The organism is Candidatus Zixiibacteriota bacterium (assembly GCA_017999435.1).
Classification (GTDB): domain Bacteria; phylum Zixibacteria; class MSB-5A5; order GN15; family FEB-12; genus JAGNLV01.
In genome coordinates, this window is the sequence record JAGNLV010000003.1 from 137,453 (window position 1) to 159,512 (window position 22,060).

The 22,060-nt window shown below is 66.3% G+C and carries 20 protein-coding genes; 4 read left to right on the forward strand and 16 right to left on the reverse strand.

The window, feature by feature from the left end; translation table 11 throughout:
• Positions 1-25: 25 nt before the first annotated feature.
• The 6 genes from waaF to KA261_08775 form a co-directional block, all read right to left on the reverse strand.
• On the reverse strand, positions 26-1,069 hold the full coding sequence (gene waaF / locus KA261_08750; protein ID MBP7697885.1) for a lipopolysaccharide heptosyltransferase II: 1,044 nt from the start codon (positions 1,067-1,069) through the stop codon (positions 26-28).
• On the reverse strand, positions 1,069-2,562 hold the full coding sequence (locus tag KA261_08755) for a TolC family protein (GenBank protein MBP7697886.1): 1,494 nt from the start codon (positions 2,560-2,562) through the stop codon (positions 1,069-1,071). Before KA261_08755 ends, waaF begins: the two co-directional genes overlap by 1 nt.
• Before the next feature lie 55 nt (positions 2,563-2,617).
• Complete coding sequence (locus tag KA261_08760) at positions 2,618-3,928, reverse strand: ABC transporter permease (GenBank protein MBP7697887.1); 1,311 nt, start codon at positions 3,926-3,928, stop codon at positions 2,618-2,620.
• Positions 3,925-5,205 (reverse strand): efflux RND transporter periplasmic adaptor subunit, encoded by a 1,281-nt coding sequence (locus KA261_08765; GenBank protein MBP7697888.1) that lies wholly within the window; start codon positions 5,203-5,205, stop codon positions 3,925-3,927. The genes KA261_08760 and KA261_08765 overlap by 4 nt, the downstream gene beginning before the upstream one ends.
• A gap of 78 nt (positions 5,206-5,283) precedes the next feature.
• Positions 5,284-6,204 (reverse strand): lysophospholipid acyltransferase family protein, encoded by a 921-nt coding sequence (locus KA261_08770; protein MBP7697889.1) that lies wholly within the window; start codon positions 6,202-6,204, stop codon positions 5,284-5,286.
• A complete protein-coding gene (locus KA261_08775; protein MBP7697890.1) occupies positions 6,192-7,199 on the reverse strand; it encodes a hypothetical protein in 1,008 nt (335 codons plus the stop codon). The genes KA261_08770 and KA261_08775 overlap by 13 nt, the downstream gene beginning before the upstream one ends.
• Before the next feature lie 153 nt (positions 7,200-7,352).
• On the opposite strand from KA261_08775, the gene KA261_08780 reads away from it, so the two are divergent.
• The 3 genes from KA261_08780 to KA261_08790 all read left to right on the forward strand — a co-directional run bounded on the left by KA261_08780 (position 7,353) and on the right by KA261_08790 (position 10,912).
• A complete protein-coding gene (locus tag KA261_08780; GenBank protein ID MBP7697891.1) occupies positions 7,353-8,354 on the forward strand; it encodes a hypothetical protein in 1,002 nt (333 codons plus the stop codon).
• A 236-nt stretch (positions 8,355-8,590) separates the two neighbouring features.
• Positions 8,591-9,094: a ferritin family protein gene (locus tag KA261_08785; protein MBP7697892.1), complete on the forward strand. Its 504-nt coding sequence runs from the start codon at positions 8,591-8,593 to the stop codon at positions 9,092-9,094.
• Between the two features lie 162 nt (positions 9,095-9,256).
• The gene (locus KA261_08790; GenBank protein ID MBP7697893.1) at positions 9,257-10,912 is read left to right on the forward strand and encodes a hypothetical protein; all 1,656 of its coding nucleotides are present in this window, start codon (positions 9,257-9,259) and stop codon (positions 10,910-10,912) included.
• 64 nt (positions 10,913-10,976) lie between these two features.
• On the opposite strand, the gene KA261_08795 is transcribed toward KA261_08790, so the two are convergent.
• From KA261_08795 to trpS, 4 genes are read right to left on the reverse strand one after another with little or no spacing between them, the layout of a single operon-like run.
• The gene (locus tag KA261_08795) at positions 10,977-11,699 is read right to left on the reverse strand and encodes an rRNA pseudouridine synthase (protein MBP7697894.1); all 723 of its coding nucleotides are present in this window, start codon (positions 11,697-11,699) and stop codon (positions 10,977-10,979) included.
• 31 nt (positions 11,700-11,730) lie between these two features.
• Entirely contained in the window at positions 11,731-12,549 is an 819-nt protein-coding gene (scpB, locus tag KA261_08800) for an SMC-Scp complex subunit ScpB (GenBank protein MBP7697895.1), read from the reverse strand.
• Between the two features lie 6 nt (positions 12,550-12,555).
• Positions 12,556-13,353 carry a segregation/condensation protein A gene (locus KA261_08805; protein MBP7697896.1) on the reverse strand — a complete coding sequence of 266 codons (798 nt, stop codon included), beginning with the start codon at positions 13,351-13,353 and terminating at the stop codon, positions 12,556-12,558.
• Between the two features lie 3 nt (positions 13,354-13,356).
• Positions 13,357-14,508 carry a tryptophan--tRNA ligase gene (trpS, locus tag KA261_08810; protein ID MBP7697897.1) on the reverse strand — a complete coding sequence of 384 codons (1,152 nt, stop codon included), beginning with the start codon at positions 14,506-14,508 and terminating at the stop codon, positions 13,357-13,359.
• A gap of 176 nt (positions 14,509-14,684) precedes the next feature.
• On the opposite strand from trpS, the gene KA261_08815 reads away from it, so the two are divergent.
• Positions 14,685-15,788: a site-specific DNA-methyltransferase gene (locus KA261_08815; protein ID MBP7697898.1), complete on the forward strand. Its 1,104-nt coding sequence runs from the start codon at positions 14,685-14,687 to the stop codon at positions 15,786-15,788.
• Between the two features lie 84 nt (positions 15,789-15,872).
• Here KA261_08815 and KA261_08820 read toward each other — a convergent pair whose 3' ends face one another.
• The 6 genes from KA261_08820 to KA261_08845 all read right to left on the reverse strand — a co-directional run bounded on the left by KA261_08820 (position 15,873) and on the right by KA261_08845 (position 22,056).
• Positions 15,873-17,177, reverse strand: coding sequence for a PLP-dependent aminotransferase family protein (locus KA261_08820; GenBank protein ID MBP7697899.1), 1,305 nt, complete (start codon positions 17,175-17,177; stop codon positions 15,873-15,875).
• Positions 17,178-17,471: 294 nt separating this feature from the next.
• The gene (locus tag KA261_08825) at positions 17,472-18,224 is read right to left on the reverse strand and encodes a hypothetical protein (protein MBP7697900.1); all 753 of its coding nucleotides are present in this window, start codon (positions 18,222-18,224) and stop codon (positions 17,472-17,474) included.
• Positions 18,225-18,282: 58 nt separating this feature from the next.
• On the reverse strand, positions 18,283-19,158 hold the full coding sequence (locus KA261_08830) for a DUF4328 domain-containing protein (protein ID MBP7697901.1): 876 nt from the start codon (positions 19,156-19,158) through the stop codon (positions 18,283-18,285).
• A gap of 111 nt (positions 19,159-19,269) precedes the next feature.
• Positions 19,270-19,764, reverse strand: coding sequence for a hypothetical protein (locus KA261_08835; protein MBP7697902.1), 495 nt, complete (start codon positions 19,762-19,764; stop codon positions 19,270-19,272).
• Positions 19,765-19,791: 27 nt separating this feature from the next.
• Positions 19,792-20,337 carry an HNH endonuclease gene (locus tag KA261_08840; protein MBP7697903.1) on the reverse strand — a complete coding sequence of 182 codons (546 nt, stop codon included), beginning with the start codon at positions 20,335-20,337 and terminating at the stop codon, positions 19,792-19,794.
• A gap of 258 nt (positions 20,338-20,595) precedes the next feature.
• Positions 20,596-22,056, reverse strand: a complete 1,461-nt coding sequence (locus tag KA261_08845) for a hypothetical protein (protein MBP7697904.1) — start codon at positions 22,054-22,056, stop codon at positions 20,596-20,598.
• Between the last annotated feature and the right edge of the window lie 4 nt (positions 22,057-22,060).

Consider the following 22,060-nt stretch of genomic DNA (forward strand, 5'->3'; position numbering starts at 1 on the left):
TAGGGGCGTTTTGACGGATCGGCGGCTAGGCCGCGTTTTCGAGCAGGTCGCCGGCGGCCGCGGCCACCAAATCGACCGACAGACCCGTCATGCACTGCATCCGCTCTGCCCCCTTCAGCGGGCACTTGTTTCGTTCGCAGGAGATACACGGCAGGTGCTCTAGATAGAGGAGTTTCTTGCGGGCGGCCAGAGGCGTGGTGGCTTTCGGGTCGTCGGCGCCGGACAGCACCACGACCGGCGCGCCGACGGCGGCGGCGAGGTGGGCCGGGCCGGAATCGTTGCCCACGAACAGCTTGGCCCGCGACAGGACAGCCGCCGCCTCCCGAATCGTGGTCTTTCCCGCCAGGTTGATCACTTCCTTGGTGGAGGTCGCCGCGGCAATGTCGTCCCCCTCCGTCCGGTCGTCGGGCGAACCCACCAGCACCACCCGAAGCCCATGCCGGCTGATCAGGCGCTTGAGGAGCTCGATGTACCGCTCGGCGCCCCAGCGGCGCGATTCGGCCACCGCCCGGAAGGCCACCGCGACGTAGGGATCGTCGGCGCCCAGGCCGAACCCGCCGAGCAGTTCGATCCCGCTCGCCACATCGGCGTCGCTCAGAAACAGCTTGGGCTTCACAAACGGCAGCTCCTTGCCCGCGCCGCGGCGGAGCAGGTCAAAATACAGCTCGCTGCGGTGTTTGGAATTGAGCGGCGCCGGCAGCGCCAGCGGCCGGGTCAGCAGGAGCCGCCGCCCGTCGGCAATGTACCCGATCCGCTCCTTGACGCCGCCCAGCTTGAACCCCGCCGCAGCCCCGAACGAGGGCGGCAGGATGTAGCCCAGGTCGAAGGCGTGGGGAGAGACCAGATCCTTCACCTTCATCACCGCCATCAGACCGTGGACATGCTCGGGCGGGAGCTCAAGGATGCCGTCGATATCGGGGTTCGGCCGGTAGAGGGCCGCCAGGTGGCGCGGCGCCACGAGGGTGACGCCGGCTCCCGGGTAGGCTTCTCTCGTCTGACTGATCATGGGCAGAGCCATGATGCAGTCGCCGAGGTGGTTGGGCGTGCGGATGACGATCTTCTCGGCCATCAGCCCGTAAACTTGCCTTCCAGCGTGTACCTGTCAACGAGATATTTCTGCAGTTCCTCGAGATACTTCTTGCGCGCATCAAGATGCGCCACGTTGCTCTCGATGTATTCCACCTCGGAGATCTCGCCGTTCTCAAAACGCATCCTGGCGATCCCGAGTCGCTCGGCGGTCAGGTCGACCTGCTTCTGCAGGATCGACAGCTTTCGGTGGGAGACGTCGAGGCCCTCAGTGAGGTTGCGGATGTCCGCCCGAACGATTTTCCGCTGGCGCTCGAGCTCGATCTTGGCTTTCTGCGCCTCAAGCTCAGAGGCGCGCGATTCGGCCGATCCCGAGCCGCCGTCCCAGAGCGGGTACGAGAACTCCAGCTTGACCTCCCAGGTATCGAGATTGAGGGTGCTGGTCTCCGTCTGGGGCAAGCCGTCGTACGTGGTTTCGATGTCCCCGGCGTCCTTCTCGTAGCTCGCCGTCAGCGTCCCCCGAATGCCGCTGGAGGCGTTCGAGTAGTCGGCGGCCCGCTTCGCCTTGGCGTAGTCAAACTCGGCCCGCTGAATCGGGACCGACCGGTCCGCGGCCGCCAGCAGCCGCTCCTGTTCCTCCGGGGTCAGCGGCGCCTCGACCGGCGGCGCCGCCAGTTCGAGGTCCTGGTACTCCTCCATGTCGAGCAGCACCGCCAGCGTCTGCATCTGTTTGGCGAGATTGCTCTCGACGTCGTACACCGCCAGCTCGGCATCGAGCCGCGCCGACGAGGTCTCGAGCCACTGCTCCTCAGAGAGAATCCCGTCCTGAAGTTTCACGGAGTCGATGTCCGCCTTGAGCCGGGCCGAGCGGAGTTTCTCCTCGGCGATCTGTTTGTCGATCTGCAGTTGGAGCGCCCCGATGTAGGCCTGGGCCACCTCCTGCTTCAGCGTCGCCGTTTCCTCCTGCCGGCCCAGGCGCGCGAGCGACAACTCATCCTTGCGGTTGTTGAGCGTGAATTTCGCTTCGGACGGCTGCAGGAGCGGCTGCTGGAGGGCAAAGGAGAACCGGCCGGTGCGCTCGGATTCGTTGGCGGTGAAAACCCCCTCGCCCGTTTCCAGCCGGAGGGTCTGGGGAAAATGGCGTTCGTTCCCCTGCAGGTAGGCCCGGATATCAAGCGACCCGCCGGTGATCAGGTTCTGGTTCAGTCCGATAAACGTGTTCATGTCGAGCGACTTCCGCAGCCCCACCTGCTTGGTGCCCCCGAACCCATCGGGGTAGGTGTACTGCTCCGCCGACGAGTACCCCGGGAGCGTCCCGTTGAGGGAGATCTCGGGGAGGAGGAAGTTCACTTTCTCGGCCTGGTACTTCCTCTCCGCCACCTCGAGATTGCCGCGGATGATTTCGACGCGGCTGGAGCGCCGCAGCGCGATCTCCATGGCCGCGTCATAGGTCAGTTCGCGCGCCGGCGTCGCGGCGGCCATCAGCCCGGCCGCGGCCAGGCCCAGTGCGGCGTTGCGCATTCCGTATCTGCTCATATCTGCATCCTGTCTCCTCTGTGGCTGCCGATTGCCGTCCGCCCTCCCCCGGCGGCTATTCGTACCGAAGCGATTCGATCACGTCGAGCTTAGCTGCTTTGCCCGCCGGGTAGAGGCCGAAGATGACGCCGACCGCGGTGGAGACGCCCACCGCGAGCACGATCGCGTAGGGGGAGACGATCGTGGGCCAGTCGGCGTAGAACGAGATGGCGCGGGAGAGCATCAGCCCGAGCGCCACTCCGACCACGCACCCGACGAGGCAGATCGCCACGGCCTCGATGAGGAACTGGCGCATGATGTCGCGGCGGGTCGCCCCCACCGCCCGGCGGACGCCGATCTCGCGCGTCCGCTCGAGCACAGTCGCGAGCATGATGTTCATGATCCCGATGCCGCCGACCAGCAGCGAAATGCCCGCGATCGCGCCCATCACGATGTTGAATATCCGCTGCGTCTTCTCGGTCTGGCGCAGGAGCGACTCGGGCACCACGATCTCGTAGTCCTGGACACCGAAGTGGCGGCGTTCGATGATCCGCTCCACGAGCTTGGTCGCCGCCTCGATGTACTTGAGGTCGGCAACGGTGACGGTGAGCTGGTCGATCTCGGCCGTCTGGTACCACTGGTACTCGGAGGTGGAAGTGATCATCATGCGCCCGCCGCCGCCCTGGATCTCGGTGCCGCCCTCGAGCTCGCGCGGGAGCTTCTTGACCGCCGTGGAGAACGGGATGTACACGTCCTCGTTGAGGTTTTTCAGTTCGAATCCCTCCACCTTCCCCCGCCCGATGTATTTGTCGGCCATCACCCCGACCACGGTGAAATTCAAATCGCCGATCCTCACCGACTGCCCGATCGGGTCCTCGAACGCGAACAGCGCCCGCTTGGCTTTCGCGCCGAGCACGCATACCTGCGCGAACTCCGCCTGGTCAAGGTCGATGATGAACCGCCCCGTCTGCACCTCGACCGACGACGACTTCACGTAGTCGGGGACCGTGGAGACCACCCGCACCGAGGCCTCCGCCGACCCGTGGTAGATCGTGGCGATCGGCTCAAACCGCTGCGGGACGATGTTGGCGACGAGGGCTTTGAACTCGGCGATGTTACGGCCGTCCTCGAGCGTCAGCCCGCGCGACCGCGTGAGACCGATATCGGAGGACAGCCCCTGCTCGGGGACTTTGGCGTTGATGATGATGTTGTTGATCCCGAGGATCGAGATCTGCTGCAGCGCCTCCTGCTTGGCCCCTTCGCCGATCGAGAGCATGGAGATGACCGCGCCGACGCCGAAAATGACGCCGAGCATGGTGAGGAAAGTCCGCAGCTTGTGGGCGGCCAGCGAGTCGAAGGAGATCTGGAAGATGCGGTGGAAGTTCATGATCCGCCGCGCCTCCCGCCGCCCGTCCGGCGCCCTTCGCCCCCGGCCGGCGGGGCCGATGGCGCGGCAGTGCGGTCGCGGTTGAGCTCCGGCTCGGTCGCCCGGTCTCCGGGCAGTCCCTGCTCCTGAACGGTCGGGTCGACCAGGCAGATCTCCTCGCCCCCCCGCAGGCCGTCGCGCACTTCGATGAACATGTCGTTGCGGCGGCCCACCGCCACCGGCCGCTTCTTCTTGTCCTTGAGGAACACCACCGTCGTGTCATCCCGCTCAAACACCGCCTCCAGCGGCACCGAGACGACGTCCTGAAGCCTATCGACCACGATTTTGCAGGCGGCCGACATCCCCGGTTTCAGCCGCGGGTCTTCCTGGGTGATGTCCACCTCGATATCGAACACGTTGATTTTGGAGTTCTGCTCCTTCTTCCGCGCCAGGGTCGATTTTTGCGCCACCCGCCCCTGGAACTGCACCTCCGGGAACGCATCGAGCGTCACGACCACTTCCTGCCCGGTGTCGACCTTGTTCGCATCTACCTCCGAGACCGTGGTTTCGACCATCATGTCGCTGAGGTCGGGAAGGTTGACCAGCCCCTGGCCCGGCCAGGGAGCGTCTCCCTCCTGCACCTTGCCCATCGAGCTGCCTTTCCAGATCTCCAGGTAGACGACCAGTCCGGGGATGGGCGCGGCCACCGTCATCTGGTCCAGTTCGCGCTGCGCCTGGTTGACCTTCTCCTGGGCGCGCTGCACCTCGAGTTCCGCCTTCTGCACGTCCGACCGGAGTTGTTCGAGCTTGGCCTGGAAATTGAGCTCGGCCAGATCGAGCTCCATCTTGGCCTCTTCGGCGATGAGCGGGGCCTCGTGCTTCTTCTCCAGGTGGTTGCGGCGGGCCTTCTCCAGATCGAGGGTGAGCTGCTTTTCCTGGATCGTGTACTCCTTGTTTGCCCGCTCGAGCGCCGTCTGGGCGATCTTCAGGCTCGACTGGTTCTCCTGGAGGTCCGCCAGCTGCTGCGTGGCGTCGAACCGGATCACCGGATCCCCCTCTTTCACGGTCGATCCCTCGGGCGCGAGCCAGGTGATGGTGAGGCTGCGAATGCGCGGCGAGGAGAGGGTCATCGCCCGTTTCGCATTGACCGTCCCGTTCTCGTTGAGCGAGATGACCATGTCGCCGCGCCGGGCGGTCGCCGTCGGGATGTCCACCGCAGGGGTGAAGATCGCGTTGACCGCCAGATAGCCCCCGAGCACGAGGGCGAGGATGATACCGATGTAAATGTACTTCTTCACGCCGACCTCTATGTTAGTCGCTTGCTTGTCATCATCCCCCGGCGCCCTGCGGCGCCGGGCATGCCGCTTATCCGGTTTCTACTGCATATGCTCCCGAAAGGTTGCCGCCTTTTCCTCCCCCTCGGCCGCTTTCCACCGCCGGTGCGTCCACATCCACTGGTCCGGGTACTTGCGAATCTCCGCCTCGTAGAACCGGTGGAGCCGGAGCGTCATCTCGTCCGCATCTTTCTCCTCGTCGCCGCCGCCGGGCGGGTAGATCGGTTCGCCGGCGGTGATGACGTGGCGGTCATAGCTCTCCCGCCGCATCATGTAGGGCAACAGCGGGGCCCCGGCTTTGAGAGCGAACAGCGCCGGCCCGCGCGAGGCGGTCGCCGGGCGGCCGAAAAAAGAGATGCGCAGCCCGGTGTGGCTGTGCTGGTCGCCGGCGATCCCCACTACCTTGTTTTCGCGGAGCGCCCGCAGCACACCGCGCGCCGCCACCCCCGTCTCGATCGTCGTGATCCCCAGCGTCTGCCGGAACCGGTTGAACAGTGCGTGGATCTTCGGGTTGTGCTGCACCCCCACCAAGAGCACCGTCGGGTGCCCCATCAGCGCCGGCCAGTTCCCTAAGAGCTCCCAGTTGCCGTAGTGGGCGGTGATGAAGACGCACCCGCGCCCCTTCGCCCGCGCCTGTTCGATGTGAGCCAGACCGTCGCCGACGATAATCGCCCGCGCCCCGTCCGGCCCGAGTCGCTCGAACCGGGAGACTTCAATAAACGACCGCGCCATATTCTCAAAGACACGCTTAACGGTCGCGCGGATTAATGGCTCGGCCATCCGGGGCCCCAGCGCCTGCCGCAGATTTTCCCGGGCGATCTCCCGGCGCGTCGTCCAAACCGCATGGACGGTATCGCCGAGCGTGACCGCAAACCGGTCGGCCGCCGCCGGCGACAGCCGCTGTGCAAGCCCGGTCCCGGCGGCCGCCAGCAGATATTCGAACTCGTAGCTCAGCTTTTCCATGGCTCGTCGTCATCGACCTCCTCGGGATTGTCCGGATCGCCGTAGTCGAAATCGGTCGACTGCAGCCGCTCCTCCCGCTCCCACTTCCGGTAGTAGCTCCGGCGCTTGCGGTACTTCAGGAAGGCCGCAACCACGACGATGACCGCCAGGGCAAACCACAGCCACATCATGTCGGCCAGCAGGGTGACGAGGTTGAAGCGGCCGCTCCAGTACCTGCGGAACTCCTCCTCGAACCCGGCGTAGTCCGATCCGGTCGCCCGCATGAGGGCCGCGTCATACGAGGCCCCCTCGCGTACCGCGTCGAGGAACACGTTGACCGCCGCCACCCCGTAGGCGTCGAAGAAATAGTTGACCGCCACGAGCGACTGGGCGTAGGCAACGTGGGCCTTGTCCTCGTTGAAGCGGTTCATCAATTCGATCTCGGCCAGCGGGAGATACTGCCCGAACACGGCCGCTTTGCTCATCGCCACGTTGTCCAGCCACGACCACTCGGTCGACACCCGCTGGGCGAGCCCCTCGTCAAACCAGCGCGGCGCCTCGTGGAACCCCGTCCGCTGCGCCATGACGAGGTGGGCATATTCGTGCGTGAGCAACTGCGCGAGCGGTTTGCCGAGATTGAACTTGTCCGGCGATTTCACCGCGATCCGCCCTTTGGACGGGTACGCCACCGCCGCCCCCCAGTCCGGGATACGCCCCCGCACGAGACCCTGGAACTTGTCGGCATTATCGACCAGATAGACATCCGCCCTGTAGGTCAAGGTATCGCGCACCAGCCCGAACAGCTGTCGCCGGGCCCGCTCCAGGGCCGTATCGGCCAGGTCGATGTAGTGCGGCTGATCGAAGTAGTAGGTGAAGTGCGCCCGTTCCACCGGCGCAGCGACCGACCCCGCCGCCTGCGCGCAAGCGCCCCCGCCGGGTGCGAGAATCCCGGCCAGCAGAGCAAACCACAGGGCGGCCGGAAATCGGCACGCGGCGTATCCGCAGTGACATTTCATCGGGCCAAGTATAGGCAAACGGGCGGGTGAGGGCAAGTGGCGCGGAAAGCGCCGCCGGCGCCGTCTATCCGATTGACAGGGCGGCGTCCGGACGCTATCTTTTGACTATAGTGCATTCGGTAAGGGACCGCCGTCATGACAAGGGGATGTCGTATGAAGTGCCTATTGCCTCGCCTCATCGCGGCCGCGGTCGCGCTCATGCTCGCCGCGCCCGGCGGCGCCGGCGCCATCACCGCCGACCACGCCAGTGTGGCCCCGTTTGGCGAAATCCCGGCTACCGTCATCCAGCAGGTGCGCAGCCAGTACCGGATTTTCTACGGCCACACATCGCACGGGAGCCAGATCGTCACCGGAATGCAGATGATCCGGTCCGAAGACACCCTCTATCGGTTCAACGAAGGCGCGGGGACACTCGCTATCACCGAGCTCTGGACTGATCTGGGAGGCACCGGCGACCTGGCCTGGGCCGAGGCGACCCGCAGCCATCTCAATGAACCGGGCAATGCGACGAATGTGGTCGTGTGGTCGTGGTGCGGGGGCGTGTCGACCAACACGCCGGAGGGAATCGACCTCTACCTGAGTGAGATGTCCGCGCTGGAAAGCGAGTACCCGGGCGTCACCTTCGTCTATATGACGGGGCATCTCGACGGCACCGGCCCGACCGGCAACCTCTATCTCCGCAACGATCAGATTCGAAGCTACTGCACGCTGCACGACAAAGCGCTGTTCGACTTTGCCGACATCGAGAGCTACGACCCGGAGGGCGCGTACTATCCCGAGGGCTCCGACGACTGCGCATGGTGCGCCGCCTGGTGCACCGTCAACCCCTGCCCGCCGTGCGACGGCTGCGCCCACTCGCACTGCTACAACTGCTACCGGAAGGGCAAGGCGTTCTGGTGGCTGCTGGCGCGCCTCGCCGGGTGGCAGGACGAGCCGTGCTGCACCCTGCGCGGCGATTTCACCAGCGACGGTTTCATTAAGGTAAGCGATCTCACGGCGCTCAGCACCTACCTGTTCCGCGGGGGGCCGCCCCCGGCCTGCCCGGCCCACGGCGACGCCACCGGAGACGGTGTTATCAGAGTGGCTGACCTGACCATGCTCATCGCGTATCTCTTCCGCTCCGGCCCGCCGCCCTCGGCCTGCCTGCCCGAGTGAGTGTCGTTTCGACGGCGGGTGGCTTTCGACTGCTTCCCCATCCGTGGGCGGCGCCGACGGCAAAAGGCGCGGGGCGGGGCCGATTCTCTTGAACCCCTTGGCTTTCAACAGACGCCGCAGACGCGAGCTGTCATCCCTGGTCGGCCGGCGCGGCGCATGGCAGTTGACTTCCACCCGCGATTTTCGTACCCTCCGGCAGAATTGACCGGGCCTGAAACCCAAAGGAGATGCCAGCGATGCAGGTGACGGACATTTTTGAATACGCCATGAAGATGGAAACCGACGGCCGCGATTTTTACCTTCGCCAGGCCGCCAAGGCCGACCAGAAGCAGTTCAAGCAGATCTGGGAGCAGCTCGCCGACGACGAGCTCAAACATTTCCACATTTTTAAGGCGCTTCGCGACGGCCAGGCGGCGGAGTACAAAGAGGGGAGCGCAACGCCGATTCTCGCCACCGCGCGCAACGTGTTCGAGGACCTGAAAGCCGCGGGCCGCGATTTCACCTTCGCCGGAGACGTCGAGAAAGCCTGGGTCGAAGCCCGCGAGGTGGAGCGGCGGAGCGAGGAGTTCTACCGCGACAAAGCCACGCAGGTCGAGACCGAGGGCAAGCGCACGATCCTCAACCGGATCGCCGATGAAGAGCACAAGCATTTCGTAACCCTCGACAACGTCATCCACTTCCTCCGCCGCCCGAAAGAGTGGCTCGAGGACGCCGAGTGGCGTCACTCCGACGAGTACTAGACTCGTTCCGGTCAACCGATCATTTGGCGGGGCGCCTGTAGGGCGCCCCGTTTTGTCCCCAAGCTCCCGCCCATACCGGCCGATAATGGTGACAGGCGGCGGCGTCCGAAGGGCGGCCGCCGGTGCCAACAGCCGTCTTTGCGCAGCGTACGTATTTTTGGTATGGGCCGACACACAACCACCTATCGGGCCTGGTATGCCGCCGTTCTCGGGGCGTACTGCCTCTACGCGGCGATCTATATCGCCCGCACGAGTTTCGTCATCGACGGCACGCGCTATTTCACGCTGCTCGACGATGCCATGATCTCGATGCGCTACGCCGAAAACCTCATCCGGGGGTACGGCCCGGTGTTCAACGCCGGCGCGGCGCCGGTCGAGGGGTACACCAATCCGCTGTGGATGCTCTACATGGCGCTGGTGCACCTGCTGCCGGTGGGCGCAGCCAAGATCTCTCTTGTCATCCAGATCTCCGGCCTCTTTTTGGGGCTGGCGACGCTGGTCGCGGTGAAGCGGCTGGCCGAGGCGCTGCGTCCGCACCATCCCCTGGTCCCGCTCGCCGCCGTCGCCCTGACCGCATTCTATCTGCCCCTCAACACCTACAACCTGCAGGGAATGGAGGTGGGCCTGCTGGCGTTCGGGGTCACGCTCGCGATGTGGCTGGCGGCGCGGGCCCTGCAGGGGGGCGGCGCTCTCTGGCCGCTCTTCGCGCTGCTCGGCGGGTTGACGCTCGTGCGCATTGACGCAGCCATTCCCGCGGCCGTCCTCACCGCCGGCGTGTTTTGGGCGCTCCCGGCGCGCCGGGGAGAGGTGGTGCGGTGGAGCGCGCTCTGCGTCGGCGGCCTGCTCGCCGCGCAGACGGCGCTGCGCTACTGGTACTACGGCGACCTCCTCCCGAATACGTACTATCTGAAAATGACCGGCTACCCGGCCCGGTTGCGGATCGCGCACGGGTGGGAGGTGCTGGTCGGGTTCCTCAACCGGCAATACTGGCTGCCGTTTGCGGCGCCCCTGCTGGCCGTGCGGTGGCTGCGCCACCGCGCCTATCTTCTGCTGCTCGCCGTTATCCTCGCCCAGGCGGCCTACAGCGTCTATGTCGGCGGCGATGTCTGGGACTGGTGGGGCGGCGCGAACCGGTTCATCAGCATAGCCATGCCGCTCCTCTTCGTCGCCCTGAGCCTGGCCCTCGCGACGGTCGCGGCGCGCCTGCGGCCCGAGCGGAAAGGCAACGGCGGGTCGCTCAGCAGGCCGGCGCGGAGACTGTTTGTCGCGGCCGCCGCCGTCTGTCTGGTGCTGCTCAACATGCTCCGCGGTCCCGCCTCCCTGTCCGAGTGGGCGCTGACCAGCCGCCCCCTGCACTGGACGGACAACGCCAACATGGTGCGCCGGGCGAATCTGGTCAGAGAGCTGACGAGCGAAAACGCCACCATCGCCGTGACCTGGGCCGGAGCGATCCCGTACTTCTCCGGCCGCCCGACCGTTGACCTCCTCGGGAAGACCGACCGCCGGCTGGCGCACGGCTCGGCCGCCGAACGTCCCCCGTTTCGCCGCTGGGGCGAGTTTCTCCCCGGCCACATGAAGTGGGACTATGCCTACTCGATCGGCGTTCTGCAGCCCGATGTCATCGTGCAATTGTGGGGTTCAGCAACCGCGGCCGCGCCCTGGCTGCGCGATCAGTACGACGTCGTGCCGCTCGGACCGTTCGTCTTCTCCTTCCGCAGAGAGGCCCCGACGGTGCACTGGCAGCGGCTGGCCGAACTCAGCGGCCGGACGTTCTCCGATGGCCGCGGCAGCATCCCCCCGTCCCCCTCCGACCTGTAGAACCGGCCGCACGGGCGGTCTGCCGCCCGGCGGGCGGGACGGACCATCGGGAGTATCGGGGGGGCTATTTCAGGCCGACCAGGCTTTTGAGGCGCTCGATCTCCGCGGCCGTGAGGTGCCGCCATCTGCCGCGCGCCAACCCCTTGGCCGTGATCCCGGCAAACTCCACGCGCTCGAGGTAGACGACCGGGTGCCCGACCGCGGCGCATAACTGCTTGACCTCCCGTTTGCGTCCCTCGGTGAGCGTCAGGCGGACGCGGGTGGTGCGGCGCGCATATTCCAGCACCGTGACCGCGGCCCGGCCGATGGCCCCGTCCTCGAGCGCGACCCCACGCGCGATCCCCTCGCTGTCGACGCGCTGGAATTTCCCCTCCACTTTCGCCTCGTACACTTTCGGCACGTCGTATTTCGGGTGGGTGAGCCGGTAGGCGAGATCCCCGTCGTTGGTGAGCAGGAGCACGCCCTCGACGTCGAAATCGAGCCGCCCCACCGGATAGACCCGGCAGGGAACACCCTTGAGGAAGCGGGCGACTGTGCGGCGGCGGAACGGGTCGCGCAGCGTGGTCATCACCTCGGCGGGTTTGTTCAGAACGATGTAGACCTGCTGCTCGACAGGGGCGACGACCTCGCCGTCGACCCGCACCTCATCGGTCGCCTCCTCGATGACGGCTCCGACCTCGGTGAGCGGCCGGCCGTTGACGGCGACGCGGCCCTCCTTGATGAGCGCCTCGGCGCCCCGCCGCGAGGTGACCCCGCATTGCGAGAGGTATTTGTTGATCCTGATCACTGATGCAGCCCTCCGGCGGCCGCCCGGGTTGTCAGGGATGCCGGCCCGCGTCGCTGTCGGACTCATCCTGCTCGGCGGCCTCTTCGAGCGCGGTGTCGCCGAGCTCGTCTTCGGCGTCGGCATCGTCCGCCCCGGGAGGCTCCGCGCCGAGGTTGTCCGGCGCGCCGGGCGGGGGCGCCGGCCGGTCATCGTCCTGCGGGTCGGCCTCCCGCGTCTGCGGGTCGAAGGTGCCGTCGGCCACGTTGAGTTTCCGCGCCATTGCCACGTCGAGCACCGAGGTCTCGAAACTGAGCTGGTCGCCGTTGTCCGGTTCGGCGGCCCGGATCAATTCCTCGATTTCTTTCATCTTAGGCAGATCGTCAAGGCCGGCCAGCCCGAAGAATTTGAGGAATTCGTCGGTGGTGCCGTACTGGAGCGGTTTCCCGACGGTGGCGGCGCGACCGCGAATCGCGACCATGTTTTTTTCCAGCAGGTTCTGCAGCACGCCGTCGGAGGCGACGCCGCGGATGTGTTCGATCTCGGCTTTGGTGACCGGCTGGCGGTAGGCGACGATCGCGAGGGTTTCGAGGGCGGCGCGGGTGAGGCGCATTTTGCGGCGGCGCGTGAACATCTCTTCGACGTAGCCGGTGAATTCGGGGAGGATGTAGAACTGGAAGCCGCCGGCGATTTCGCGGATCCGGAAGGAGGCCCCGGCCTGGAAGTAGCGGTCGTTGAGTGCGGCGACCGCCCGGCCGACCTGCGCCGGCGTCAGGTCTTCGAGCTGCTCGGCGATTTTGCGGGCCGGCAGCGGTTCGGGAGAGGCCAGGATCAGCGCTTCGACCACCGCGGCGTTAAAGACGTCCTCGCTCATAGGTCGCTATCCCGCCGCCTGCACCTCGAGCCGGCTGAAGTCGACGATGTCGATCTCCCGCTGCGGCGCATCGAACTGCTCGCCCCGGTACACGCGGAGCTCGCGGAACGGTTCCGACTGGTCGATGGCGATCCGGCGCGTGCGCACGAGCTCGAGGAGGGCGATGAAGGTGACGACGGCGACGATGCGGCGGGGCAGATCGGCGAACAACTCGCGGAACGCCACCGCCTCGCGCCCGCGCAGGATGCGCATGACGTGGCCGATGCGGTCCTCGATCGACACCTCGAAAGTGTCGACCCGGTGGACCTGTTCATCGGAGCGGTTAGCGAGCACCTCCCGGAAGGCCGTGAGGAGGTCGAAGAGGGTGGTGCCCGGGGAGAGATCCACCTTGAGGTCCGGCCGCCCGACCGGCAGCTCGGGGACGAAGTAGCGCTCCTCCATGATCGCTTTCTCGCGGAGGATTTCGCTCGCCTCGCGGTACTTCTTGTACTCGAGGAGGGCCATGATCAGTTCTTCGCGCGGGTCGTCCTCCTCGGCCTGGTCCGGGTCACGCGGGAGCAGGAGGCGGACCTTGATGTGAATGAGGGTCGCCGCCATGACCACGAACTCGCCCGCCACCTCGAGATTGAGCTCCTTCATCAGCTCCATGTACTTCAGGTACTGCTGGGTGATGCGGGCGATCGGGATATCGTAGATGTCGACCTCTTCCTTTTTGATCAGGTAGAGCAGCAGGTCGAGCGGACCGTTGAAGACGGGGAGGTCGACGCGGTAGTTTTCGGCGGGTGCGGCAAATGGTGCGTTCATGCCTCAGCCTTGTTTTCGGTAGTTCAATTTCATGGCGGTATGGATCTTCTCCATGACCTCGGCGGCCCGCTCGCGGGCGCGCCGCGCGCCGTCGGCCAGGACATCCCACACGTCGCCGGGGCGCCGCAGCAGTTCCTGGCGGCGGGCGCGGATCGGCCGCAGGGCGGCATTCAGATTATCGGCCAGCCGCTTCTTGCACTCGACACAGCCCAGCGCCCCGCTCCGGCAGGGCGCGGCCACCGACTCCTCGGCCCCCGGCGTGTAGATGCGGTGGAGCAGGTAGATCGGGCACTGCTCCGGCCGTCCCGGATCGCCCAGGCGGATTTTCTGCGAGTCCGTGTAGAATGTCCGAAGCCGCTTGGCCGTCTCTTCTTCCGTGAAATCCAGCGGGATGTGGTTGTCGTACGACTTCGACATCTTCCGATTGTCCGAACCGAGGATGAGCGGAATCTCGCGATACAGCCCCTCCGGCTCGTTCAGCGTCGGACCGTAGTAGTGGTTGAACCGCTTGGCCAGATCGTTCGCCAGCCAGACGTGCTTGGCCTGGTCCTTGCCGACAGGGACCTTGTGCGCGTTGTAGACGCAGATGTCGGCCGCCTGCAGCACCGGATAGCCGAGGAAACCGTAGGAATCAAGGTGCTCCGCTTTCTCCTGGTAAGTCGGCAGGCGCATCAGAGTCGGCACCGAGATGAGCATCGAGAACAGCAGATGGAGTTCGGCGTGCTCTTTGACTTCCGACTGAATGAAGATGGCGCACTTTTCCGGGTCGAGGCCGGAGGCGAGGTAATCGACCGCCATCATGAAGATGTTGTCGCGCAGCACTTCCGGGTGTTCCCAGACGGCAGTAAGGGCGTGCCAGTCGACGATGCAGCAGTACATGGTGTACTGGTCCTGCAGCTCGATCCAGTTGCGCAGCGCCCCCTCGAGGTTGCCGATGTGGAGCGAGCCGGTCGGCTGCATCCCCGACAGGATGACTTCCTTCTCCGCGCCCGGTTTGGCCTTCTTAGCGGGCCTGGGCTTGGTCACCGGTTCCTTTTCGGCGTGCACCGTCTCCCGGACTGCCTGGTCCGACTCCGGCGACACCGCTTTGCGGGTCGTGTCCGACTTGTTCTTGGAGGCCGGGCGGGTCGTGGTTTTGCTTTTCACGTTCACCATGTTAATAACCGACGCACGGACGTTATACGCCGGTGCCGGAGCTTACGCGCGGGCCGAGGGGAAATCAAATAAAACTTTGGCTAAATTCTGTCGCGGGATAACCGATCGGTCCGCAACATCTTACGACGGAGGAAAAACCGGTTTCGCCGTTGCCGCGGCCGGGGTATCTTCCGTCCATGTCGAGCGCCCCGACCACCCGCCACGTCGTGCACTTTCGCCCGGCGACTGCCCTGGCTGATCTGCCCGAGGAGGGGACCGCGCTGGTCGTAACCTCCCCCCCATACCCCATGATCGAGATGTGGGACAACAGCTTCGGCGATCAGGACGAGAGGATTGGGGATGCTCTCCGGCAGGAACAAGGGGAGGCGGCCTTTGCCCTCATGCACCAACTGCTGGACCGCGTCTGGGGGGAAGTCGCCCGCGTGCTCGCGCCGGGGGGAATCGCGTGCGTCAATATCGGCGATGCCGCCCGCAGTATCGGGTCCGGGTTCCGCCTCTTTCCCAACCATGCCCGGGTGATCGATGCCTTCCTCCGGCTCGGGCTGCACAACCTCCCCAACATTATCTGGCGCAAGCCGACCAATGCACCGAACAAATTCATGGGCTCGGGGATGCTCCCGCCGGGAGCCTACGTGACGCTCGAGCACGAGTACATCCTCATATTCCGCAAGGGGGACAAGCGGGTGTTCCGCAGTCCTGACGAGCAGAGACGGCGGGCGGAGAGCGCCATTTTCTGGGAGGAGCGCAACCGGTGGTATTCCGACGTCTGGTCGGATCTCACCGGGGCGCCGCAGAAACTGGCCTCGGCGGCGCGCTCGCGCAGCGGCGCCTTTCCGTTCGAACTCGCCTGGCGGCTGGTCAACATGTTCTCGATCAAGGGGGATGTCGTGCTCGACCCGTTCGTCGGGACCGGGACAACCCTCCTGGCCGCCGCGGCGAACGAACGCCACAGCATCGGCTACGAAATCGAGTTCGGTCTGCGCCCGGCGCTGCTGCGCCAGCTCGGGGAAACGCCGGGGGTCTCGCGACAGGTGTTGAGAGAACGGATCGAGCGCCACCTGGCCCTGGTCGGCCGGCGGACGGCCGAGGGCAAGCCCCCGACGTTCACAGTGAGCCGCCACGGGTGGCCGTGCGTGAGCCGCCAGGAGACGGGGATGGTGCTCCGGCCGGCGGCGAGCGTGCGGCAGTTCAGCGAGGAGACGACCGCGCTCTCCGTGCAGTGGGAGGTAAGCTACGGCGAGATCGGACCGGGGGAGCAGGTGGAGATGCCGCTCGCCTAGGCCGACGGCGCGGCGTCGGGCGCCTCGACCGACGGGCGGCCCGCCACTTTGCGTGAGCGGGCCGATATCACCGGCGGATGGTCCCTACCTATCCTGCTCCGATGTGCGGTCGCCGGTGTCAGCGCAAGCCGCACACTCTTCTTCGTCGGTGTCGTCGGCAGGCGTCTTTCCCGCGCGCTTTTCGCCGCGCACGCGCATGCGGATGAGTTTGCCGAGACGTTCGACGCCCAGTTCGATCTGCTCTTCGGTCGGGTAGGAGTAGTTGAGCCGCATCTCGTTGCGGCCGGAGCCGTCGGTGTAGAACGCTGTGCCGACCACGTAGGCGACTTTCAGGTTGATCGCATCGTGGATCATTTCCATGGTGTCCATGTGATTCGGCATGCGCAGCCAGAGGAACATGCCGCCGGTCGGTTTGGACCACCAGAGCCCGGGGATTTTGGGCATCTCGCGCTCCATCGCCGCCAGCATCACGTCGGCCTTGCGGGCGTAGAGATCGCGGCAGCGCTCAACCTGTCGCTCGATCGCCCCGTCTTCGAACAAGTAGCCGGTGATGATCGAGACATAGGCCGAGGTGCACAGGTCGGCGCCCTGTTTGACCATGATGAGCTTGTCGAGCACGTCGGGCGGAGCGACAATCCAGCCGAGGCGGAATCCCGGCGTGTAAATCTTCGACAGCGTCTTCATGAGGATCACCCGCCGCTCGGTATCCAGGGAGTACATCGACGGGATCAGCTCGCCGGAGAACCGGAGTTCGCGGTAGGGGCTGTCTTCGATAATCGGCAGATCGTAACGCGAGGCAATCGCGAGCACCTCGTGGCGGCGTTCCAGCGAGAGGTTGATTCCGGAGGGGTTCTGGAAGTCGGGGATGACGTAGATGAATTTGGGCGGGCGGCCGCCATCGACCAGCTCCCGGATCTTGGCGTCAAGTTTCTCCGGGATGATTCCGTCGTCATCCATGTCGACTCCCTGGAAGTCGGCGTCGAGGGCCCGCCAGGCCTGGATCGAGCCCACATAGGTGGGCCGTTCGATAAGGACCGGGTCGCCCGGGTCGATGAAGATTCGGCCGAGCAGGTCGAGCGCCTGCTGTGAGGACGAGACAACCAACATGTCCTCGGGGCGGGCGATTTCGTCGTGGCGCTGCATGTACGCCGCGAGCTGCTCCTTGAGGAACGGTTCCCCTTCCGTCGGACTGTACTGGAGTGCGAGATCGCCGCGTTCCCGGATAGCCCGCTTGGATGCCGCTTCGACCGCCTCCCGGGGAAACACCACCGGGTCGGGCAGGCCGCCGCCGAACGAGATCGTTCCGGGGGTCCGCGTGAGTTTCAGAAGTTCGCGGATCTCGCTGCGACGCAGTCGCGTCGTCATCGTGGAAAATCGCATTTTCGCCATATTGGACCTCACCTACATTCGTCAGTAACGAGAAGCCATAGTTCCGCCGTAAGATAACGAATTTCGCGGAAGAGTGTTACGAAAATCGACCGGCGAAGGTGTCAAACGAGGACAATTTTGGTGACGATCGATGCGGAAATGTTAAGAGGCAACGAGGCAGTCTGTTAACATTTTCCGGAGAGCCGCCCTGGGCTCGTGCGTGGATTCAATGCGTGTAATGTGTGCGACTGCGTTTCCGAGGAGCCCTGCTGTCTCGCCGGCTTCGTGGGGAAGTCGCGTTCGGCCGCCGCGGCGTCACACTGTGTGTGCCGACCACGAGGTTTGCGCGGCGGCGATGAATTGCTCCGCCTGGCGCACCGACTCGGCCAGTCGGGCGCAAAGATCTTGGCGGTCCCGGGTCATTGTCACTGTCGAAGGGAGCGCCGGCAGTGCGGAACGGCGGCGGGCCGACCGGTCGAGGTCGGCGTGGAAGGAAAAGGCGAGCAGGTCGCGATCGCCGGCGAGGCCGAAACCGACCGGGGCGCCTTTCAGCAGGTCCGCCCAGTGGCGCAGCGCGAATGATTCGAACGCGGCCGGGGTCTCCGCGAAGGCAAGGAACTGCTCGGCGAGATCGGGCCGGGAAGCGAACGCCACCGGCTGCAGGTCTCCCCCCATCAGCTTCGTGACCAGCCCCACCACCCAGGTGCCGAGTCTGCCGTTTATCGGCGGACGGCGCATCAGGCGGAAGCGGGGAAGGGCCAGGTCGGGAACCCGTCCGATGAGCACTCCCGCGGCAGAAGTGTCGCCGTGCGGCAGGAAAGTGTACATCTCCCCCGCGCCGGAGGTGCGGCGCAGGACGGTGCCGATCGGGGCTTTCTTGCCGCCGCCGCTGATCAGCGGCACAAAACGCGCCACGAGGGTTTGGTCGGGGTCCTTCCATTCGAAGAAGCCGATCTGCTGGAGGCGCGCGATCCGGGCGCGCCGCTGCGCGCGCGCCGCCCGGATGACGGCGACAAAGACGACGGCAAAGCCGCCGAAGACGAGAAGGGCGATCAGGCTCTCCGGCATAGAGACCTCACTGCCGATAAGAGTTCGGATCCGACGGGCCCGGCCCCGGTTCCACAGGTCAGCGCGGCCAGGCCGACGGAGGCAGCGGGGCCGGCTGCTGGCTGAAAGCGCGGTGCTGGCGGCGGTCGATGTCGCGGACCACCATGATGGCGAGTACGCCCGCCAAAATGAACAGCACGGTGGCGCCGATGTCCAGCAGGTTGCCGCGGACATACTGCTCCGCGGTCGGCTGGTTGTTGCCGCCCAGTCCGTAGAACGCCCCCGACAAAAACCCGGAGAGGTTGGTGGCGAACGAGGCCGCCAGCCAGGTCAGCCACCAGGCGCCGACGATCCACGAGGATTCTCTCGACTGGGCGGTGCTCACGACGAACCCGGCCGGGGCCGGCGTCGGACCGGCTCCCCAGGGCGCTCCGCCAGCCGGCGGCCGCTCGCTCCGCACGAAGATCTCTTTGGTCACCTCGAACGGCTTCACCAGGTTGGCTATCGGGATGAACCACCAGCCGACCGCCCACCCGGCGGTCGCTTTCAGGCCGGCGACCTTATTCACTTCGAGCACCCGGTAGGCGCGGTGGATCCACATGAGAAAGAGGACGACCGTGGTGACGGTCGCGGCGATCAGGAACAGGGCGTTGCCGAAAGTCACGAGCCCCCAGGCGCCGAATTCCCCCTCCGCAATGCCGCCGTCCCAGATCGCCATGCCGTAGCGCTGGACCAGGCTGTTCTCCCAGAGCAGGAGCGGGATCGAGATCAGGTGGAACAGGAGAGTGACGCCGAGGGCGTAGACGGTCGCGACGGCTCGCCCGCGGGCCGAGAGCGGCTGGGCGTAGCCGGGCGGCGGCGGGGCGGCGTAGGTGTGGCAGCTCCCGGCCGCGTCGCCGTATCCGGCGGTGTAGGCCTGGGTCGGGTAAGGGGGGGGGCCTTGCGGGTGCGTCATACCTCTATCCTCAATCGTGAAAAGGAATGCTGTTTTCCCGAATTATCGGACGGTCGGCGCGGCGATTTTGGCGGGGTCCGGGCGAATGTGCAGAAAGAGGGCAGCGGGGAGCTAGGAGAGATGAAGAACCTTCTGGATCCGCGGACGGCCGTAGTCGGCCGCTCCCGTAAACACCGTGAGATTCGGAAGCACCTCCGCCTTCCCGCCGCCGTGAGTGTGCCCGCAGAGCACGGTCGCGAACCGGGAGGGGTTGGCCCGCAGGTGCGCCTCCAGAACCTCGCCGACAACTTGCGAAGAGAAGTGCGGCAGATGATCGCCATCCGCGATGCGTCCGGCGTACCGGCAGGCCTCGCGGAAAGGCGGCACATGGGTCAACACGAGCAGACGAGAGTACCGGGCGAGGGCTCCCGGCAGAACCTCGGACAGGTGCGCGGCCGCCTCCGCGAGCTCGGCGAGGTGCCCCTCGACGGTATCCGCCTCCCCGATGTCGCCCGTGACCACCACGCCGTCGGCGCAGCTCTCCCCAATCCGGCGGAAGAACCGCCGTCGGCCGTCGGTATCAAGGAAGTCGAGATGGATGTCGGTGAGCCAGAGAAGATCAGGCACTGCGCCACCTCTGCCCTGCCGGTCCCCCTACGTTGTGTATGTCGTTCCGTTGTTGTAGTCGAGGAACAGGTAAGGCCGCCACTGGTCGGCGACCCCGTAGTTGCGCTGGATGAACGTGATGTAACTCGGGCGGGTCGGTCTTCGCAGCAGCCCCATCCCGGCTTGCTCCGGCGTCCGATTGCCTTTCAGGTTGTTGCACCGCTCACAGGCGCACACAAGGTTGGACCAGGAGTCGCTGCCCCCCTCGGTCCGGGGAATGACGTGGTCGACCGTCATCGGCCCCTTGTTGGCGCCGCAGTACTGGCACCGGCCGTCGTCGCGGAGAATGATGTTTTTCCGCGTGAGCATGATCCGTTTGAGGGGGACTTTGCGGAAGTTCCAGAGGCGAACCACGCTGGGCAGGGAGTAGGAGGTCCGCACGGTGCGCAGCTTGAGACCGTCGGCCGACTCGATCATCTCGGCTTTACCCTCGATGACCAGGACGATCGCCCGCTTGGCCGAACACACCGAGAGCGGTTCGTAGTTCTGGTTCAAAAGCAGAACGCGCCGGTTGACTAGCGATGATGTCTGCATCTGTCTCCTTTTACGCTCGAACGACCCGGACGGATCCGGCGGCGGAGTGGGTCGGCGGTGCCGGGCGGTCGTCGGCGCACCGGAGCGCGCTCCCCCGCAGGCCGCCGGAACGGGAACTCCGGCATCCCCCCGCGCGCCTGTCACGAGCCGCCGTCGCCCCCGCGGGTACCTCGAGGCATGACATCGGGGAGAATGTATGGGCTGATCGGACTTTGGTCAACAGGTTTTTGGGGGCGGGGCGCGGCCGAACAGGGCGGGTCAACGTATGAGACGCACGCGAGCGGCGAACGAGAAGCCACTCCACAGACCGCCGCCGGCGGATTCGGAGACGGACCCGTCGGCCGGGCCGGGGGCGCCCGATCCGGCCGACGCTCCGCCGGCGCGCCTGATAGAGAGGGGGAGCCACTGAGAGACGTCGAGATCGAGCGCAACCGCGCCGAGGCGCACCGTCTGCAGCAGGCGAACCCTCAGCAGATCGGCGCGCACAAGGTCCCAGCGGCCGGTGCGGAGGTCGTCGATGCCGAGCCCCAGCACCGGGCGCCAGGTCACCCACTCGACCCTCGGCTCGGCGCGCAGCCAGTCGAGCGCGCCCCGAAGGGAGACGCACCCGCGCGAGACCAGCGGGCTCTCGAGGGCCAGATGTTTCCAGTCGATCGCGCCCGAGGCGACGATGTGCCGCCGCTCGCCCAGGAGCCGGTAGAGCCCCTCGAGGAAGGGGCGCAGTTTGACGCTCCCCTGGACGGCCCCGTCGCCTCTCCCCCACTCCCAACTCAGACGGCGATCGCCCCGTTGCAGGCTCAGGACGTGCTGATGCAGATCGCCGCGGACGATGCCGAAGTAAGCCCAGGGAACGCCGCCGTCGTACCCCTGGAGGCGAGCATCGAGGCGGAGGCTCCGGTAGGTGTAGGCGGCGAGCCAACCCCGGGCGAGGCGCCAGTCGGCGCCGAGCGCGCCGTCATGGAGCGAACCCTCGAGGCAGGCCCGGTAGAGACCGTCGGGCTCACCGTCGAATGCCGGCGTGGCGGGCGCGAAGTCAAGGTCGCGGACAACCGAGCGCAGACGCAGGTGCGGCAGAGGGGCGATCTCCGCTTCGGCCTGCGCGAGCCGAGCGGGGCTCCACCAGTGCACCCGGCCGCCCGCGCGGGCCCGCGCTCCGGAGTCGTCATACTCGTAGAACAGGTCGATCGGTCCGGGATCGGGCGTCACCCGCCCCCAGGCGAGGCCGAGCCGGATCGACTCCAGCGGCGAAAAGGAGACGTCGAGACGGCAGTCGGGGTCGCCGGTTGAGCGAAAGCGGCAGGGGAGCTCGACCGCGAGGCGCCGCCGCCAGAAGCGAGCCGCCAGCGCCACGTCGGTGCTCGGTCGGGGCGGTCCGACGCGGCCGAGAAAGCGGTCGGCCGCTCCGGGCGCCGCGGCCGGCCATTGGCCGGAGTAGTCGCCGAAGCGCAGCTCGCCCGTCGGAACAGTGTGGCCGAGGCGCAGTTGCCAGCCGGCGCCGAAACGGTCCGCCGAGACCGCGGCCTCCATGCGCGAGCGGCCGACCGACCATTGCTCGCCGGGAGAGTCGCGGAAGAGCACCATGGTCTGGTAGCCCGAGGACGAGCCGTCCAGGCGCACCGCGGCGGCGGGCGGACCCGCCAGGAGGCTCAAGAGGAGCGCCGCCAGGGCGCTCCTCTTCGGCACGCAGCGCCGGGCATCACTATCGCCACATGAGGCCATCAGA

What these genes read in the sequence shown, in the direction of transcription:
- waaF (MBP7697885.1), bottom strand. Translation starts at nt 1,069, where the DNA reads ATGGCCGAGAAGATCGTCATCCGCACGCCCAACCACCTCGGCGACTGC.
- KA261_08755 (MBP7697886.1), bottom strand. Translation starts at nt 2,562, where the DNA reads ATGAGCAGATACGGAATGCGCAACGCCGCACTGGGCCTGGCCGCGGCC.
- KA261_08760 (MBP7697887.1), bottom strand. Translation starts at nt 3,928, where the DNA reads ATGAACTTCCACCGCATCTTCCAGATCTCCTTCGACTCGCTGGCCGCC.
- KA261_08770 (MBP7697889.1), bottom strand. Translation starts at nt 6,204, where the DNA reads ATGGAAAAGCTGAGCTACGAGTTCGAATATCTGCTGGCGGCCGCCGGG.
- KA261_08775 (MBP7697890.1), bottom strand. Translation starts at nt 7,199, where the DNA reads ATGAAATGTCACTGCGGATACGCCGCGTGCCGATTTCCGGCCGCCCTG.
- KA261_08780 (MBP7697891.1), top strand. Translation starts at nt 7,353, where the DNA reads ATGAAGTGCCTATTGCCTCGCCTCATCGCGGCCGCGGTCGCGCTCATG.
- KA261_08785 (MBP7697892.1), top strand. Translation starts at nt 8,591, where the DNA reads ATGCAGGTGACGGACATTTTTGAATACGCCATGAAGATGGAAACCGAC.
- KA261_08790 (MBP7697893.1), top strand. Translation starts at nt 9,257, where the DNA reads ATGGGCCGACACACAACCACCTATCGGGCCTGGTATGCCGCCGTTCTC.
- scpB (MBP7697895.1), bottom strand. Translation starts at nt 12,549, where the DNA reads ATGAGCGAGGACGTCTTTAACGCCGCGGTGGTCGAAGCGCTGATCCTG.
- KA261_08805 (MBP7697896.1), bottom strand. Translation starts at nt 13,353, where the DNA reads ATGAACGCACCATTTGCCGCACCCGCCGAAAACTACCGCGTCGACCTC.
- trpS (MBP7697897.1), bottom strand. Translation starts at nt 14,508, where the DNA reads ATGGTGAACGTGAAAAGCAAAACCACGACCCGCCCGGCCTCCAAGAAC.
- KA261_08815 (MBP7697898.1), top strand. Translation starts at nt 14,685, where the DNA reads ATGTCGAGCGCCCCGACCACCCGCCACGTCGTGCACTTTCGCCCGGCG.
- KA261_08820 (MBP7697899.1), bottom strand. Translation starts at nt 17,177, where the DNA reads ATGGCGAAAATGCGATTTTCCACGATGACGACGCGACTGCGTCGCAGC.
- KA261_08825 (MBP7697900.1), bottom strand. Translation starts at nt 18,224, where the DNA reads ATGCCGGAGAGCCTGATCGCCCTTCTCGTCTTCGGCGGCTTTGCCGTC.
- KA261_08830 (MBP7697901.1), bottom strand. Translation starts at nt 19,158, where the DNA reads ATGACGCACCCGCAAGGCCCCCCCCCTTACCCGACCCAGGCCTACACC.
- KA261_08840 (MBP7697903.1), bottom strand. Translation starts at nt 20,337, where the DNA reads ATGCAGACATCATCGCTAGTCAACCGGCGCGTTCTGCTTTTGAACCAG.
- KA261_08845 (MBP7697904.1), bottom strand. Translation starts at nt 22,056, where the DNA reads ATGGCCTCATGTGGCGATAGTGATGCCCGGCGCTGCGTGCCGAAGAGG.